The organism is Aquimarina sp. AD10 (genome assembly GCF_003443715.1).
In the GTDB taxonomy this organism is placed as follows: Bacteria; Bacteroidota; Bacteroidia; order Flavobacteriales; family Flavobacteriaceae; genus Aquimarina; species Aquimarina aggregata.
The window spans coordinates 4,526,489-4,540,495 of record NZ_CP031965.1 but is presented as its reverse complement, the minus strand read 5'-3'; the positions used below and the strand labels follow the sequence as shown (position 1 = coordinate 4,540,495).

17 protein-coding genes are annotated in these 14,007 nt (G+C 32.4%); 13 read left to right on the top strand and 4 right to left on the bottom strand.

The window, feature by feature from the left end:
* Positions 1 to 2: 2 nt before the first annotated feature.
* Both D1816_RS18905 and D1816_RS18900 read right to left on the bottom strand, forming a co-directional pair.
* The gene (locus tag D1816_RS18905) at positions 3 to 749 is read right to left on the bottom strand and encodes a tetratricopeptide repeat protein (RefSeq protein WP_118504884.1); all 747 of its coding nucleotides are present in this window, start codon (positions 747 to 749) and stop codon (positions 3 to 5) included.
* 3 nt (positions 750 to 752) lie between these two features.
* Positions 753 to 1,340 carry an RNA polymerase sigma factor gene (locus D1816_RS18900; protein ID WP_118504882.1) on the bottom strand — a complete coding sequence of 196 codons (588 nt, stop codon included), beginning with the start codon at positions 1,338 to 1,340 and terminating at the stop codon, positions 753 to 755.
* Between the two features lie 189 nt (positions 1,341 to 1,529).
* On the opposite strand from D1816_RS18900, the gene glp reads away from it, so the two are divergent.
* The 9 genes from glp (at position 1,530) to D1816_RS18855 (ending at position 8,129) form a co-directional block, all read left to right on the top strand.
* Positions 1,530 to 2,705: a gephyrin-like molybdotransferase Glp gene (gene glp, locus D1816_RS18895; RefSeq protein ID WP_118504880.1), complete on the top strand. Its 1,176-nt coding sequence runs from the start codon at positions 1,530 to 1,532 to the stop codon at positions 2,703 to 2,705.
* Positions 2,706 to 2,830: 125 nt separating this feature from the next.
* On the top strand, positions 2,831 to 3,166 hold the full coding sequence (locus D1816_RS18890) for a winged helix-turn-helix domain-containing protein (protein WP_118504878.1): 336 nt from the start codon (positions 2,831 to 2,833) through the stop codon (positions 3,164 to 3,166).
* A gap of 15 nt (positions 3,167 to 3,181) precedes the next feature.
* Positions 3,182 to 3,766, top strand: a complete 585-nt coding sequence (locus tag D1816_RS18885; RefSeq protein WP_118504876.1) for a molybdenum cofactor guanylyltransferase — start codon at positions 3,182 to 3,184, stop codon at positions 3,764 to 3,766.
* Positions 3,750 to 3,986: a MoaD/ThiS family protein gene (locus tag D1816_RS18880; RefSeq protein WP_066316249.1), complete on the top strand. Its 237-nt coding sequence runs from the start codon at positions 3,750 to 3,752 to the stop codon at positions 3,984 to 3,986. The genes D1816_RS18885 and D1816_RS18880 overlap by 17 nt, the downstream gene beginning before the upstream one ends.
* Positions 3,987 to 4,014: 28 nt before the next feature.
* The gene (moeB, locus tag D1816_RS18875; RefSeq protein ID WP_118504874.1) at positions 4,015 to 5,109 is read left to right on the top strand and encodes a molybdopterin-synthase adenylyltransferase MoeB; all 1,095 of its coding nucleotides are present in this window, start codon (positions 4,015 to 4,017) and stop codon (positions 5,107 to 5,109) included.
* 7 nt (positions 5,110 to 5,116) lie between these two features.
* Complete coding sequence (locus tag D1816_RS18870) at positions 5,117 to 5,560, top strand: molybdenum cofactor biosynthesis protein MoaE (protein WP_066316245.1); 444 nt, start codon at positions 5,117 to 5,119, stop codon at positions 5,558 to 5,560.
* Between the two features lie 52 nt (positions 5,561 to 5,612).
* The gene (moaCB, locus tag D1816_RS18865; protein ID WP_066316242.1) at positions 5,613 to 6,524 is read left to right on the top strand and encodes a bifunctional molybdenum cofactor biosynthesis protein MoaC/MoaB; all 912 of its coding nucleotides are present in this window, start codon (positions 5,613 to 5,615) and stop codon (positions 6,522 to 6,524) included.
* Positions 6,517 to 7,569: a GTP 3',8-cyclase MoaA gene (moaA, locus tag D1816_RS18860; RefSeq protein WP_118504872.1), complete on the top strand. Its 1,053-nt coding sequence runs from the start codon at positions 6,517 to 6,519 to the stop codon at positions 7,567 to 7,569. Before moaCB ends, moaA begins: the two co-directional genes overlap by 8 nt.
* Before the next feature lie 92 nt (positions 7,570 to 7,661).
* On the top strand, positions 7,662 to 8,129 hold the full coding sequence (locus D1816_RS18855) for an MORN repeat-containing protein (RefSeq protein WP_066316238.1): 468 nt from the start codon (positions 7,662 to 7,664) through the stop codon (positions 8,127 to 8,129).
* 18 nt (positions 8,130 to 8,147) lie between these two features.
* Here D1816_RS18855 and D1816_RS18850 read toward each other — a convergent pair whose 3' ends face one another.
* Together D1816_RS18850 and D1816_RS18845 are read right to left on the bottom strand one after the other, a co-directional pair.
* Positions 8,148 to 9,107: a glycogen-binding domain-containing protein gene (locus D1816_RS18850; protein ID WP_118504869.1), complete on the bottom strand. Its 960-nt coding sequence runs from the start codon at positions 9,105 to 9,107 to the stop codon at positions 8,148 to 8,150.
* Positions 9,104 to 10,084 (bottom strand): hypothetical protein, encoded by a 981-nt coding sequence (locus D1816_RS18845; protein WP_147405139.1) that lies wholly within the window; start codon positions 10,082 to 10,084, stop codon positions 9,104 to 9,106. The genes D1816_RS18850 and D1816_RS18845 overlap by 4 nt, the downstream gene beginning before the upstream one ends.
* Before the next feature lie 165 nt (positions 10,085 to 10,249).
* On the opposite strand from D1816_RS18845, the gene D1816_RS18840 reads away from it, so the two are divergent.
* The 4 genes from D1816_RS18840 (at position 10,250) to D1816_RS18825 (ending at position 14,006) form a co-directional block, all read left to right on the top strand.
* Positions 10,250 to 11,089: a universal stress protein gene (locus D1816_RS18840; protein WP_118504865.1), complete on the top strand. Its 840-nt coding sequence runs from the start codon at positions 10,250 to 10,252 to the stop codon at positions 11,087 to 11,089.
* A 31-nt stretch (positions 11,090 to 11,120) separates the two neighbouring features.
* Positions 11,121 to 12,542 carry a cardiolipin synthase gene (cls, locus tag D1816_RS18835; protein WP_118504863.1) on the top strand — a complete coding sequence of 474 codons (1,422 nt, stop codon included), beginning with the start codon at positions 11,121 to 11,123 and terminating at the stop codon, positions 12,540 to 12,542.
* A 22-nt stretch (positions 12,543 to 12,564) separates the two neighbouring features.
* Positions 12,565 to 13,338: a patatin-like phospholipase family protein gene (locus tag D1816_RS18830; RefSeq protein WP_118504861.1), complete on the top strand. Its 774-nt coding sequence runs from the start codon at positions 12,565 to 12,567 to the stop codon at positions 13,336 to 13,338.
* Positions 13,339 to 13,448: 110 nt separating this feature from the next.
* Complete coding sequence (locus tag D1816_RS18825) at positions 13,449 to 14,006, top strand: YeeE/YedE family protein (protein ID WP_066316226.1); 558 nt, start codon at positions 13,449 to 13,451, stop codon at positions 14,004 to 14,006.
* Position 14,007: the final 1 nt, after the last annotated feature.

Below are 14,007 nucleotides of genomic sequence, written 5' to 3'. Positions count from 1 at the left end.
AATTACTGCAAATCTTCAAGCAAATCTATAGCACTCTTTTTATACAAGTTTTCATAAGATGCTAGGTCTTTAAGCAAAATAATAGCTTTATCTTTATTATCTTCCTTTATATAAGTTAATGATAAAAACCATAAAGCATCGTTACGAAATGTATCATTATGTAGCACATTTTCAAATAGGTAAATTGCTTTTTCTTCCTGATTTGTATTAAGATAGCTATTACCCAAATAGAGTCTTAATTTATCATTTTTGGGATACTTTAATGTAAGGGTTTCTAGAATTGGAATCGTTTTTACGTATTCTTTTCTTTTATAGTAGCCAGACACTTCTTTCAATTCGGCTATCGTGGTAACTTCATTACTTCGTGTAAGTTCACTTATAGGGTAAGGGACATAGTATTCTGCATACAGATCCCTTTCTAAAGGATTAAATAACCATAATAATGATGATATCCCCAGTATTGCTATAAAAACAGCAGCAATTTTATAATACTGCTTAAATGATTTTTTCGGTATAGTTGCACTAATTTTTTCTTGTTCTATCTCATGGTCAATATCTCTTAGTTTCTCTCTAAACTTGATAATATCTTCATCTTTTAATGCATCTTTTACTAATTCATACTTTTTGACTTCTTCTTGTAGTCTTACATCAGATCTCAGCGCGTTTTCAAACAGCTCTAAATCTTCGCCTTTTAAGTCGCCTTTTAGGTATGCATCAATATTTTCAAATAACTCCTGAGTCCTTTTCATGATTTACTCGTAATTAGATGATTCTTTTAGTTCTTTAAAAACTGGATCTTTTTCAATCATTACCATGAATTTCTTTTGACAGATAAACTTTCGTTTTCTAGCATATGATTCAGAAAGGTTTCTTTGTTTTGCGATTTCTTTTAAACTATGTCCACTAAAAAAGAGCATTAAAATTTCCTTACATCCTTCTCCTAATACTAATAAATACTTTTGAATTAAAAGTATTTTCTCTTTTCTTTCTATGTTCTCTAGAGCCACTTCTTCTTCACTTTGATCTATCTGAGCATCCTGAGACATTACCTTACTATTTCGTCTTAGTCTATTTCTCCATAAATTTTTACTAATTCCGTAGACATAGGTTCCTAAAGAGCAATGTATATCCAAAGTACTTTCTTTTATTTTTTCATAAACAATAACCATTGCATCCTGAAAAACATCTTTTGCATCATATTCATTGCCAGAATTTTTGATAACATAACTGGTGACCATCGGCAAGTGCCTTTCATAAAAAGTCTTAAGAACTCTGTCATCATTACCAATGATTCCTGCTATTATTTTGTTGTTATCTTCCTGCACTATTGACGATTGCATATTAAAATCTTTTTTTTGATTTTAATATTGGGTGAAAAAATATTTTTTCTTTGAATAACGTGTAAATATATTTTTATTTTTTAAGGATTTTACAAATTCTATCAATTAATTGAGAATCTAAATCTTATTCCTTCTCAATTATCAAATTTGATTATTTCGTTGCACCTTTGCATGTAGAAAAGATTTACTATGATATCTGTACAACAAGCACTGCAATTCACTAAAAACCATACAAAAACTACGCCGAAAACCATTCCCTTACCTTTATCTGAATCTTTAGGGTTCGTTATAGCAAAAGACATTACTTCTCCTATAAGTATGCCTCCTTTTCGCCAATCTGCAATGGATGGATATGCTTTGGGCTCTATTGATGATATGACTTTTAAACTGATTGGCGAAGTTAAAGCTGGTGATGAAAAAGAGATACTATTACATAAGGGAGAAGCTATCAGGATTTTTACTGGTGCACCGGTTCCTAAAACTGCAAAAGCAGTAATCATGCAAGAAAAAGTAACTGTTAGCAATATTACAATTACTCTTCAAGAAACAGCTAGACTACATAGTAATATTCGCCCTGCTGGTGAACAAATAGAAAAAGGTGATATTGCGCTATCAAAAGGAACCGAAATAACGCCTGCAGGCATTGGATACTTGGCAAGTTTAGGGATCACCACTATTACTGTTTACCAAAAACCTACCATCGCAATTATTGCCACAGGAAACGAATTAGTGCCTCCTGGACAAACTCTTGCTCATGGACAGATATATGAAAGTAATTCTGTTATGTTAGCAGCAACATTGGCAAAATCGGGTTTTACTGATATTGTTACCCACAAAGTAGCAGATGACTATGAAGCTACTCGCCAACTACTAGATCAAATGATAAACACCCATGATGTGGTACTAATATCTGGTGGTATTTCTGTAGGAGATTATGACTTTGTAGGAAAAGCGCTTGGCGCACTAAATGTTAAAGAAGTTTTTTATAAAGTAAAGCAAAAACCTGGTAAGCCTCTGTACTTTGCCAAAAAAGAGGATAAAACTATATTTGCTTTACCTGGCAATCCTGCCTCTTCTTTAAGCTGTTTCTATATTTATGTACTTCCTTCGTTATTAAAAATCTCTGGATATCGCAATCATGAATTAAATTGGCGTACTGTAATTTCTGATTCTGAATACACTAAAAAAGGTCAAAGAGCAGAGTTTCTAAAAGCACATATGGCAAATGAAAAAGTTACGATTTTAGATGGGCAAGCCTCTTCTATGCTTAGATCGTTTGCGCTTGCTAACGCTATGGTTTACCTTCCAGAGGACATTTCTAAAGTACACGTTGGTGACACTGTGCAAGTCATTAATTTGCCATAAATAGCTTCAAAAATGATAAATATCATTAAAATAACCCCCTGAAAAATCTTTATTTGCTAAAATTTTTATAAACAAAAACATAACCTAAAAAATCGTTGTATCTTTAAAAACCGAACGCTGGTATTATGGAATACACGATTAAAAGTAGAATTTGGATTGAATCACAAGATAGGGTTTTCCTTGGTGAAGGAAGAGTTCGTTTACTTAAAGCAATCTCAAAACAAGGTTCGTTAAGTAAAGCCGCAAGCTCTTTGGATATGTCTTATAAAAAAGCATGGAATTTATTGGATAGTATGAACAAAACTGCCAAACAACCTCTTGTTATAACCGCAACAGGTGGCAAAGGAGGCGGTGGGGCTAAGTTAACTGAGTACGGAGAAAAGGTCATCGACACATTCGAATCTATTAATAAAAGATGTTGGGAGTTTCTTGATAAAGAACTAAAACAAGTTTCTATATAAAGTGCTCATGATACGATGAATAATGAAGAAAACATTACAGGAATTATACTTGCAGGAGGCAAAAGCTCTCGAATGGGAAGTGATAAAGGCCTGCTAGTCTATAATAATAAAACATTTGTTGAACATATCATCGAAGCAATGCAACCGTTGGTATCTGAAATAATCATTGTAAGCAATACTAAAGATTATGATCAATTTGCACACAAAAGAGTAGAAGATATTATTCCAGACTCTGGTCCTATTGCAGGAATACATACTGGATTAACACATTCAAATACTCCTTCAAATTTTGTAGTGAGTTGCGATGTACCATTAATTAATAGATCGTTGTTAGAAAAGCTATCTCTTCAAGATAAAGAAATATATGACGTTGTTCAATTTGAAGATAACGGAAAAACAATTCCGTTGATTGCTTTATATAAAAAGCGATGTGCCAAAAAATGTATCGAATTATTAGATGCCAATGAAAAACGCTTACGAAAACTTGTTTCAGCTTTAGAAGTAAAAACGATTTCAATTCTTGAAAAAGAACGTGTTTTGGTAGCCAATATAAATACCGTTGATGATTTTAAAGTAATTAAAAATGCAGTTAACCATTAAATATTTTGGAATGTTGGCCGAAGCCACATCAATTTCTGAAGAACAATTACAAATAGATACGTGTTCTGTAGCCGAGTTATTAATTAGCTTAAAAAAGCAGCACCCAAAACTTAGTAATAAAGATTTTAAAGTAGCCGTTAATCAAGAGCTTGTTGCTCATGATTATGCCATAACTACAGAAACTGAAATAGCATTATTGCCTCCTTTTGCAGGGGGATGAATAAAAACAAAAGTACAAAAGATAAATAATGAGCTCATTTAATTCTAGATATCACAGACAAATTATCCTTCCAGAAATTGGTGTTTCCGGTCAGGAAAAATTAGATAATTCTAAGGTATTGGTTATTGGTGCTGGTGGATTAGGGTGCCCTATACTTCAGTATCTTACAGCTGCTGGTATTGGTTCTATTGGTATTATTGATTTTGACGTTGTAGAATCTTCAAATTTACATCGACAGATATTGTATGGTGCCAGCTCTTTAGGTATTAACAAAGCAATTGCTGCAAAGCAGCGACTTACCGATTTAAATCCTGAGATTACCATTACTGCTTATCCCGAGAAGCTAACTACAAAAAATGCGTGCTCACTTTTTTCTAAGTATGATATTATTGTGGACGGAAGCGATAATTTCTCGACAAGGTATTTAGTCAATGATGCCTGTATATTAATGAATAAACCACTAGTATATGGGGCTATTTTTAAATTTGAAGGGCAGGTTGCTGTTTTTAACTATAAAAACGGTCCTACCTATAGATGTTTATTTCCCGAACCACCTAAAGCAGGTAGTGTTCCTTCATGTTCAGATATCGGAGTGTTAGGTGTTCTACCTGGTATTATTGGTAGTATGCAAGCTAATGAAGTACTAAAAATTGTACTTGATTTAGGAGACATTCTTAATGGAAAATTATTGCAATTTGATTGCTTAACTATGCAATCTTCAGCTTTCAAAATTCATAGATCTGAATTACAAATTTCGAAAACTAAAGCTTTACAGAATGATTTTGAAACCATGAATTATGATACTTTTTGTGGAATTATTCAGGTCGTAGAAATTGATGCAGAAGCAGCATTCTCTAAAAATAATGTACAATACATTGATGTAAGAGAGCCTCATGAACACCCCAAAATTGAAGATCTAGCACCTATTTATATCCCACTTGGTAAACTTCAAGAAGAGGTTCAAAATATTTCAAAAGAAAAAGAAACTATACTCTTTTGTCAATCAGGAATTCGAAGCAAAAAAGCCGCAGAATTATTACTAGACAACGGGTTCAATAACATAGCACATATCAAAGGAGGAGCAATTGCACTTTCTGAGTATCAAGCAGTAAAAGAAGTATAAAAGACATATGGAAACAAAGAAGTTCAAAAACGTATTTAAACAAGGGCCTATATCATCAGATTTTATAGGTACTTCTATTGCAAAACATCAATCCAAAACAAGTATTGGTGCTCATAATATTTTTTTAGGGCAGGTTCGCGCAGATGAGATTGAAGGTAAAATGGTAACTGCTATAGATTATACGGCTTACGAAGAAATGGCCAATCAAAAATTTCATGAAATTCGTGAAGCTACATTTGAGAAATTTGACCTTACTTGTATGCACATCTATCATAGCCTTGGTAAAGTAGAAGTCGGAGAAATTTGTCTTTTTGTTTTTGTCTCTTCACCAAGAAGAAAAGTTGTTTTTAAAGCTTTAGAATATGTTGTTGAAGCGATCAAAGCAGATGTACCCGTGTTTGGAAAAGAAATTTTCGAAGATCAAACACATCAGTGGAAACAAAACACTTAAAAATTGATACAACAACTATCTAAGCGCAGTATAAAATTGAAACATAAATAAGATGGTAGACATCACACAAAAAACGTCAACATTAAGAATTGCAACAGCCCAAGCCATTGTAAAGGTTAGCAAACCTGAGACTATCAAAGCTATTAAAAATGGTACTGTTCCTAAAGGTGATGTTTTTGCCATGAGTAAAGCTGCTGGCTTATTAGGAGTAAAAAAAACTCCAGATTTATTACCTGATTGCCACCCATTACCCATAGAATATACTGGCATTGACTACTCGATAGAAAATCTTGAAATTACGATATTAGTAACTATAAAAACCATCTATAAAACAGGTGTAGAAGTTGAAGCAATGCACGGGGCTAGTGTTGTAGCTTTAAATATGTATGATATGCTTAAACCGATAGATAAAGGTGTAGAAATTCATCATATTAAACTTCTTACTAAAAAAGGAGGTAAGTCTGATTACAAAGACAAATTTAGAAGAGATTTAAAAGCTGCAGTTATCGTATGTTCTGATACAATTTCGGCTGGTAAAAAAGAAGATAAAGCGGGTAAAGCAATCATAGCAAAATTAGAATCTTGTGAAGTAGAAATTCAAGATTATATAATTATTCCTGATGAAGTTGAAATCATTCAAGAAAAGGCAAGAACATATCAACAACTGGGAGCAGATCTTATCATCTACACAGGAGGTACCGGTTTATCTGGACGTGATGTAACTCCAGAGGCACTACGCCCCCTTTTAGACAGAACAATTCCAGGAGTCGAAGAAGCTATACGGAAATATGGACAAGATCGTATGCCTTATGCTATGCTTTCAAGAAGTGTTGCTGGAACCATTAAGGACACTTTAGTCCTAGCTTTACCAGGTTCTACCAATGGTGCAAAAGAATCTATGGATGCTATTTTTCCAGAAATACTTCATGTATTTAGAATTTTGAAAGGAGCACGACATGACTAAATCAAATACAGGTTCACAAAGGTTTTCAAAACCTTTAGAATCTATAAAAGGAGACATATTAACCGATACCTTTGGCAGAAAACACAACTATCTGCGTATCTCTCTTACCGAACGTTGTAATCTTCGTTGTACCTATTGCATGCCTGCAGAAGGAATTCAATTATCTCCTAAGGACCACATTATGACCTATGAAGAGATCTATACAATAGCTAAAGAATTTGTAGACAGAGGAGTTACAAAAATACGCTTAACTGGTGGGGAACCTTTAGTTCGTAAAGATGCAGCCTTAATCATGGAAAAATTAGCCTCACTTCCTGTTTCGCTCACCTTAACTACAAATGGTGTTATTGTAGATAAATTTATTGATCATTTTAAGAAATGTGGTATTAAGACTTTAAATGTAAGTTTAGACTCTTTAAATGCTCAAAAAAACAATGATATTACCAGAAGATCTTATTTTGAAAAAGTATATCAAAATATTCTTTTATTAGTTAAAGAAGGTTTTTATGTAAAAGTAAACTGCGTTCTTATGAAGGGGTTTAATGATAATGAAATTATTGATTTTATTACTATAACAAAAGACCTACCCATTCAGGTTCGTTTTATAGAGTTTATGCCCTTTGACGGTAATCGATGGAATATGGATAAACTAGTTTCCCTAGAAGAGGTTCTTTCACAAGTAAATTCAAATTTCAAAGCAGAAAATATTATTAAGTTAAAAGACGCTGTTAACGATACTACCAAAAGTTATCAAATAAAAAATCATAAAGGGACTTTTGCAATTATTAGCTCGGTTACTAATCCATTTTGTGATGGTTGCAACAGAATTCGTCTTACAGCTAATGGGCAAATAAAAAATTGCCTGTTTTCTTCTAAAGAATCCGACTTATTAACACCTTTAAGAGAAGGAAAACCTATTCACACTATAATCCAGCAAGCTATTAAGTCTAAATTAAAAATACGTAATGGCATGGATACACTTGATAAATTTAAAGAAAGTGATGCACATCTAAATAATCGTAGCATGATTACTATTGGCGGTTAAACCACTACATTTTTACGCGTTTTTAATCTTATTTTCTTAACTATTGTAAGTATTCCTTTACTTAATGCGACAATAATAAGAAAAGGAAAAACATGAAAAAAAATATTTTTTTACTAATTTTTGTTCTTGGAACCATTTTTTATAGTACCGCTCAAAGCCTTAATGACGTTCCGACTCGACATATTGCCAAATTAACTAACGGATGGTATAAGTTTAAATCTCAAGGGGCAATTTTTGACGTAGAGGTCTTAAACGGATCCTTATCCAAAGGTATTGTTATCTGGTTTGACACTGCAAAATACTCTGGTAGTTTTGTAAACAATAAAATATCAGGAAAAGGAACGTACACATGGCCAAATGGCGACTATTATGAAGGTGCATTTAAAAACAATCAACGTCATGGTAAAGGAACTATGCATTGGGCAGACGGAACAAAATACACTGGAAAGTGGAAAAACGACAAGCAAAACGGTAAAGGAAAGTTATTTGATACTGCAGGAGCTATTGTAAAACAAGGTGTCTGGCAAGAAGATCTTTATGTTGATAATAGTAAAAAATAACTAATCTCTTAAAGTGTATTATTTTACGATACAAACAGAATTAATATTTCCGTTATAGTCATATTCTCTTACGGGATTATCTGGATCAAGTATCCATTTATCATCGACTATAAATTTATAATGATATTTGCCAGCAGATAACATTAATGTTTGCTTCCACCCTTCTTCTGTCTTGTTCATTTCACAAATGTTTTCTGACCATTCGTTAAATGAACCAGACAGAATTACTTTTTTAGCATTTTGAAATCCATTAAGCAAAAAGTTAGAAGAACCTTGAATATCCAACACAGAATTGTATCCGTTAAATTCATTAATTACCTTTTTAGGATTCTCAGGGTCTTCCATCCATTTACCGTCGACTATAAATTTATATTGATACGTTCCTGGTCTTATATTTAGAGTTAACATCCAGCATTCTTCATTTTTGATCATACTAAACATATCTTCATCCCACTTATTAAAACTACCGCTTAAAATAACCTCTCTTGCATTATTAAATCCATTAAGCGTAAAAGTTGCATTACCATTTTTATCCGGATACGCTATATACATTTTTAAGTTATATGCGGGTAGTGCATAACCGTTTTCGAATGCTCTCGTTATATTTTTGTCTTTACGTGAAGGTTCTGCCCAGTAAGCATTATTAATTACAAATTTAAACTCCCAAGAAAATTCATCTGTAAAATCACTTAGTTTTTTTCTAAGTTCATATCTATTAGCATCAATCTTAATCATCTCCCATTTATCTTTAGACCAGCCATTAAATTCTCCTGCTACAACTACATTTTTAATATCTAGATTTTCTATTTTAATCTTTTGGCTAGCTCCTGTAGCTTTTTCATAATCTCTTTTATCAAAAACAAATACCAACATATCGCCTTCGATCTTGTACCCTTTAAAAGGATCTTTTTGGGCATATAAGAGTTCGCTCGTACAAACAAGAATTAACAAAATGCTATGTAAAATATTCTTTTTCAATATCTCAATATTGGGTAGTCTACAAAATAAAGCTTTTCTTTCTGATAATTAATGATAGTTCTTTTTTGTTGAAAAAACTCAAATCCTAGAACACCGTCTAGTTTGGTTCCAAAGGCCTCGTTCATTCTATTTAAATTAGTCAAAACAGTATTCATGGGTCCAAAATAAATTGTTTTACTTAATTTTACTCGAAACAATTTTCCTGCCATTACTTCAATTTGATCAGTACTAGCTCCAGATAAAATCAATCGCTTCTTCGGATAAAAGTATTTCAATACTTTTCTACCTACTTTTTTATTAATCTGATTAAATTCTGCTGCACTATCTAAACCAAACTTAACTTCTTGATTCCCTACAAAACCATTGAGCACGATGGTGTGATTTTTCAACTTAAAGTCAATACTATCTGTAATTTTTTCGGCATATACATTTTCATCTAATTTTTGACCAAACTTATCTACTTTAGTTAGTGTAATTTGATTAAGGTAAGTATCTATAAATACTTCATAATCTTTTAAAATACTATATCCAATAACCCCTAATAATCGTATTTTCTTGCTTTTTTCAATATGCGATAAGTTTACCGTATTAGACATCTTATTCTTTAAATTAAAATTTTGAAGAATAAATTCCTTGACTTGCTGCTCAAATGTATTATCAGTAATCGAAATCACTCCAGAGGCTTCTTTTTTTCTTGAAGGGTGTTGGTATTGTAATGGAAAATGAACCTCGTTAAGGATAAGTACTTCAGATCCTGTATCAATTATAAAATCTCCTTTTTTATCAAGAATTTCTGCTTCTACAACAATTAAATTATCTACGAGTTTAAAAGGAATTCTAGCGGTATACTCATTTAAAATTTCAGCTTTAGAAAAAACAATAGTTTCATTATCCAAATAAAAACTATGTCCATTATTAAACGCAAGGCTACTCGCCGCAAAAAAGCAAAAAATGATATGGAGTATACTCTTTGACATATAATGTAAGACTCCAAAACATGTCCTTTTGTTACATTTTTATACCAGTAATTGCTTAAGTCGAATATAACCATAAGATTTTGGGCGATAAATGATCAGAATGATAAATATCATAGTAATCATAACCTTTCTTATTTATTTTTAAGAATACTAAAATCGAGGACTATGAAAAATATCTTATTACCCACAGATTTTTCTGAAAACGCAAAAAATGCTATCGACTATGCTATGCATTTTTTTAAACATGAATTGTGTACTTTCTATATTCTTAACGTACAAAAAGCATCTCATTACACGTCGGATGATTTAATGGTTGCTCCTGCAAATACGTCAATACATCAATCGGTTATTAGCGATGCAAAAAAGAAACTTGATATCTTAATCAAAAAACTACAAGAACAGCATTCCCAAGAAAACTATACTTTTAAAAGTATTACCGATTATGATACCTTCACCGATGCAATAAAACAAGCAGTTCGTTCTAAAAACATTGACCTTATCATGATGGGAACAAATGGTGCTACTGGAGCTAATGAAATAGTTTTTGGTAGTAATACACTTAATGTAATTCGCAAAATAGATTGCCCTGTAATTGCAATCCCTCAAGGATATCAGTTTAAAGAACTTAAAACAGTTTTGTATACGATAGATTATAATGATTATTTTAACCCAGATGGTATCGAACCTTTATTAGATACTGTTCAAAAACATAAAGCCTCATTACGCATTCTTAAAATTAAGGAAGATGAGACGGTAACCATTGCCGATTTTGATGACAAAAAACATATGAAAGAGTTTTTTAAAGGTATAAATCATACTTTTCATTCTATTATCAACGTTCCAACGGCTTTAGCTATTGCAAGTTTTGTACAAATCATGAATGTTGATATGACTGCTATGTTTATACAACGAGAAACGTTTCTGGATCGTTTCTTTAATGGTTCAGAAACGTCAAAAATAAGTTACGGAACAAGAGTTCCTCTTCTTATTATGCATACAAATTAATATCTTTAGATGGCCAACTAAAAATAGTTAGATGTTATTTTATATTGCCTTCTCTTTTTACATCCTTATAGGAGTTAGTATTGTTATTAGGTTACTATTAAATGGCATGCGTCCAACAAAAACTTTGGCATGGTTACTAACTATTTTTACGATCCCTGTGGGTGGAATGTTTCTTTACTTAATGTTAGGCAGAAATAGAAGGAAAAATAAATTATTTCGTCTCAAACATACTCCAGAAATAAACTCATATATCAAAGAGGTACAAAAGTATCATGAATTTATTACCGATCAAGAACGAAAAGAGCATCAAAAAATAATGTCTCTTATCACTAAGAATTCATCGTTTCCACCTTCTACCGGAAATTCTTTAAGGCTTTTAAAAAATGGAAACGCAACCTTTCAAGCAATATTTGAAGCCCTTGAAAAAGCAAAGCATTTTATACATTTAGAGTATTATATTTTTGAAGAAGGGAAATTATCTCAAGGTCTTTTTGAGCTCTTCGAAAGAAAAATAAAGAAAGGTGTCGCCATACGCATTCTATATGATGGTATCGGAAGCATATCCTTAAACAAATTGTATATCAATAAACTTAAAGAAATAGGAGTAGAAATTTATAAGTTTTTACCGATTAGGTTTGGAAAATTCTTATCATCGATAAACTATAGAAATCATCGCAAAATTATCGTTATTGACGATCAGATTGCATTTACCGGTGGTATTAATGTATCGGATAAATATGTACAAGGAGATCCCAATCTAGGTGCCTGGCATGATATGCACCTTCAACTAGAGGGCCCTATTGTACATAGCTTACAAGCTATTTTTGCTATGGATTGGTATTTAGTAAGTTCTGATGACAACATTTTAAAAACTTCTTATTTTTATCCTCATAAAAATGCAATAGGATCCACAGCACAAATAGTGCACAGTGGTCCAGATTCTGATTTCTCGGCAACGCAACATATGTATTTTTCTATAATTAATGAAGCTCAGGATTATGTATACATTACCAATCCTTATATTATTCCTGGAGAATCTATATTAGATGCACTAAAAGTTGCATCTATGAGCGGCGTTGATATACGATTATTACTATCCAAAAAATCAGATAATGCAATTGTTAAGTGGTGTGTTCGTTCTTACTTTGAAAGATTATTACAGGCTGGAGTAAAAATTTATCTGTTCCCTGAAGGATTTGTACATAGTAAAACTATAGTATCTGATGATACAATATCATCTGTAGGAACGACGAATCTAGATATAAGAAGTTTTGAACAAAACTATGAGGTAAATGCTGTAATTTATGATGATTCTTTTGCGATTTCACTTAAAAACGATTTTTTGAATGACTGTCATAAAAGTATTCAGTTAAACTATGATACCTTTGTAAAAAGACCGTGGCATCACAAATTAAAAGAAGGTATTGCTAAAGTTTTTAGCCCTGTTTTATAATATTTGTAATGTTTTAATACATATGGAAATACCGAAAAACATAGGACTAGTATTATCAGGAGGCGGATTTAAAGGCGTTGCTCACATAGGTGTGATACGTGCTCTTGAAGAAGCTGGTATTATCCCCAATTTTGTCTCTGGCACTAGTGCAGGAGCAATTGCAGGAGCTTTATATGCAGGGGCATATTCTCCTGATGAAATCAAAAAATTCTTCACAAAAACATCCATATTTAATTTTAATCGATTTACCCGAAAAAAAGCGGGGTTTCTAGATTCTGAAAAATTTCAGGACGACCTCGAAAACTTCTTTCCTGATAATTCTTTTGAAGCCCTGGATAAGAAACTCTTTATCACCGCAACAAACCTTATCGAGGGTACCGTAAAAGTTTTTAGCAAAGGACAATTGATCAAACCGATTTTAGCATCGGCGGCATTTCCTGGAGTTTTTACACCTATCATGATCGAAGAAGAATTGTATGCCGATGGCGGAATTTTAGACAACTTTCCTATAGATCCTCTTCTTCAAAAATGTGATATGATTATTGGTGTAGACGTCTCCCCCATAAAAAAACCCAAAATTTCTGATTTTAAGCATTCTTATAACGTAATGCAGCGTGCGTATTACCTTAGAGCTATGCCTAATGCCGAAATGAAATTTAAACATTGTGATATCGTAATACAACCTAAAAAGCTCGTTAATCATGGGATTTTTAGCAGTAGTAATCTTGATAAGGTTCTTGATTTAGGATATCAAGAAGCTAAACTACAATTAGACAAATACTTTAATGTTACCTAAATAGCAAAGTCTATATTTATATGATAAAAGGTTGAAAAATTATGGTTATGTAACATAAGTCACATACAATTTACTTTTATTCAGGTTAATTTGTACCTAAATTTTATAGAATGAATTGGATTTTTGATCCATGGCCATGGTATATCTCTGGGCCATTAATTGTTTTGGTAATGTTTGCATTACTAATTACTGGGAAACAATTTGGAATGTCTTCAAATTTAAGAACCATGTGTACTATGTGTGGCGCTGGTAAAGCAGCAGATTTTTTTAGATTTGACTGGAAAGCACAACGTTGGAATTTAATTGTAGCAATAGGGACTATAATAGGTGGATACATTGGCGCTAATTTTTTAACCAAAGATGCTGCTGTTGATTTGCATCCAGAAGTGATTAGTAAACTGCAAAACCAAGGTTTTAAAAGCGCAGGAGAAGCGTATTTACCCAATGAATTATTTGCCAATGCAATTTTCTCAGATCCATCACAGTTAATTTTTCTAATTATTGGTGGATTACTAGTAGGTTTCGGGGCTCGTTATGCTGGTGGTTGTACCTCTGGCCATGCCATTTCTGGATTAAGTAATTTGCAAATACCATCACTAATTGCAGTTATTGGCTTTTTTATCGGAGGCCTACTCATGATTCATTTTATTTTTCCTTTAATTTTTTAAC

What these genes read in the sequence shown, in the direction of transcription:
- D1816_RS18905 (WP_118504884.1), bottom strand. Translation starts at nt 749, where the DNA reads ATGAAAAGGACTCAGGAGTTATTTGAAAATATTGATGCATACCTAAAA.
- D1816_RS18900 (WP_118504882.1), bottom strand. Translation starts at nt 1,340, where the DNA reads ATGCAATCGTCAATAGTGCAGGAAGATAACAACAAAATAATAGCAGGA.
- glp (WP_118504880.1), top strand. Translation starts at nt 1,530, where the DNA reads ATGATATCTGTACAACAAGCACTGCAATTCACTAAAAACCATACAAAA.
- D1816_RS18890 (WP_118504878.1), top strand. Translation starts at nt 2,831, where the DNA reads ATGGAATACACGATTAAAAGTAGAATTTGGATTGAATCACAAGATAGG.
- D1816_RS18885 (WP_118504876.1), top strand. Translation starts at nt 3,182, where the DNA reads ATGAATAATGAAGAAAACATTACAGGAATTATACTTGCAGGAGGCAAA.
- D1816_RS18880 (WP_066316249.1), top strand. Translation starts at nt 3,750, where the DNA reads ATGCAGTTAACCATTAAATATTTTGGAATGTTGGCCGAAGCCACATCA.
- moeB (WP_118504874.1), top strand. Translation starts at nt 4,015, where the DNA reads ATGAGCTCATTTAATTCTAGATATCACAGACAAATTATCCTTCCAGAA.
- D1816_RS18870 (WP_066316245.1), top strand. Translation starts at nt 5,117, where the DNA reads ATGGAAACAAAGAAGTTCAAAAACGTATTTAAACAAGGGCCTATATCA.
- moaCB (WP_066316242.1), top strand. Translation starts at nt 5,613, where the DNA reads ATGGTAGACATCACACAAAAAACGTCAACATTAAGAATTGCAACAGCC.
- moaA (WP_118504872.1), top strand. Translation starts at nt 6,517, where the DNA reads ATGACTAAATCAAATACAGGTTCACAAAGGTTTTCAAAACCTTTAGAA.
- D1816_RS18855 (WP_066316238.1), top strand. Translation starts at nt 7,662, where the DNA reads ATGAAAAAAAATATTTTTTTACTAATTTTTGTTCTTGGAACCATTTTT.
- D1816_RS18845 (WP_147405139.1), bottom strand. Translation starts at nt 10,084, where the DNA reads ATGTCAAAGAGTATACTCCATATCATTTTTTGCTTTTTTGCGGCGAGT.
- D1816_RS18840 (WP_118504865.1), top strand. Translation starts at nt 10,250, where the DNA reads ATGAAAAATATCTTATTACCCACAGATTTTTCTGAAAACGCAAAAAAT.
- cls (WP_118504863.1), top strand. Translation starts at nt 11,121, where the DNA reads ATGTTATTTTATATTGCCTTCTCTTTTTACATCCTTATAGGAGTTAGT.
- D1816_RS18830 (WP_118504861.1), top strand. Translation starts at nt 12,565, where the DNA reads ATGGAAATACCGAAAAACATAGGACTAGTATTATCAGGAGGCGGATTT.
- D1816_RS18825 (WP_066316226.1), top strand. Translation starts at nt 13,449, where the DNA reads ATGAATTGGATTTTTGATCCATGGCCATGGTATATCTCTGGGCCATTA.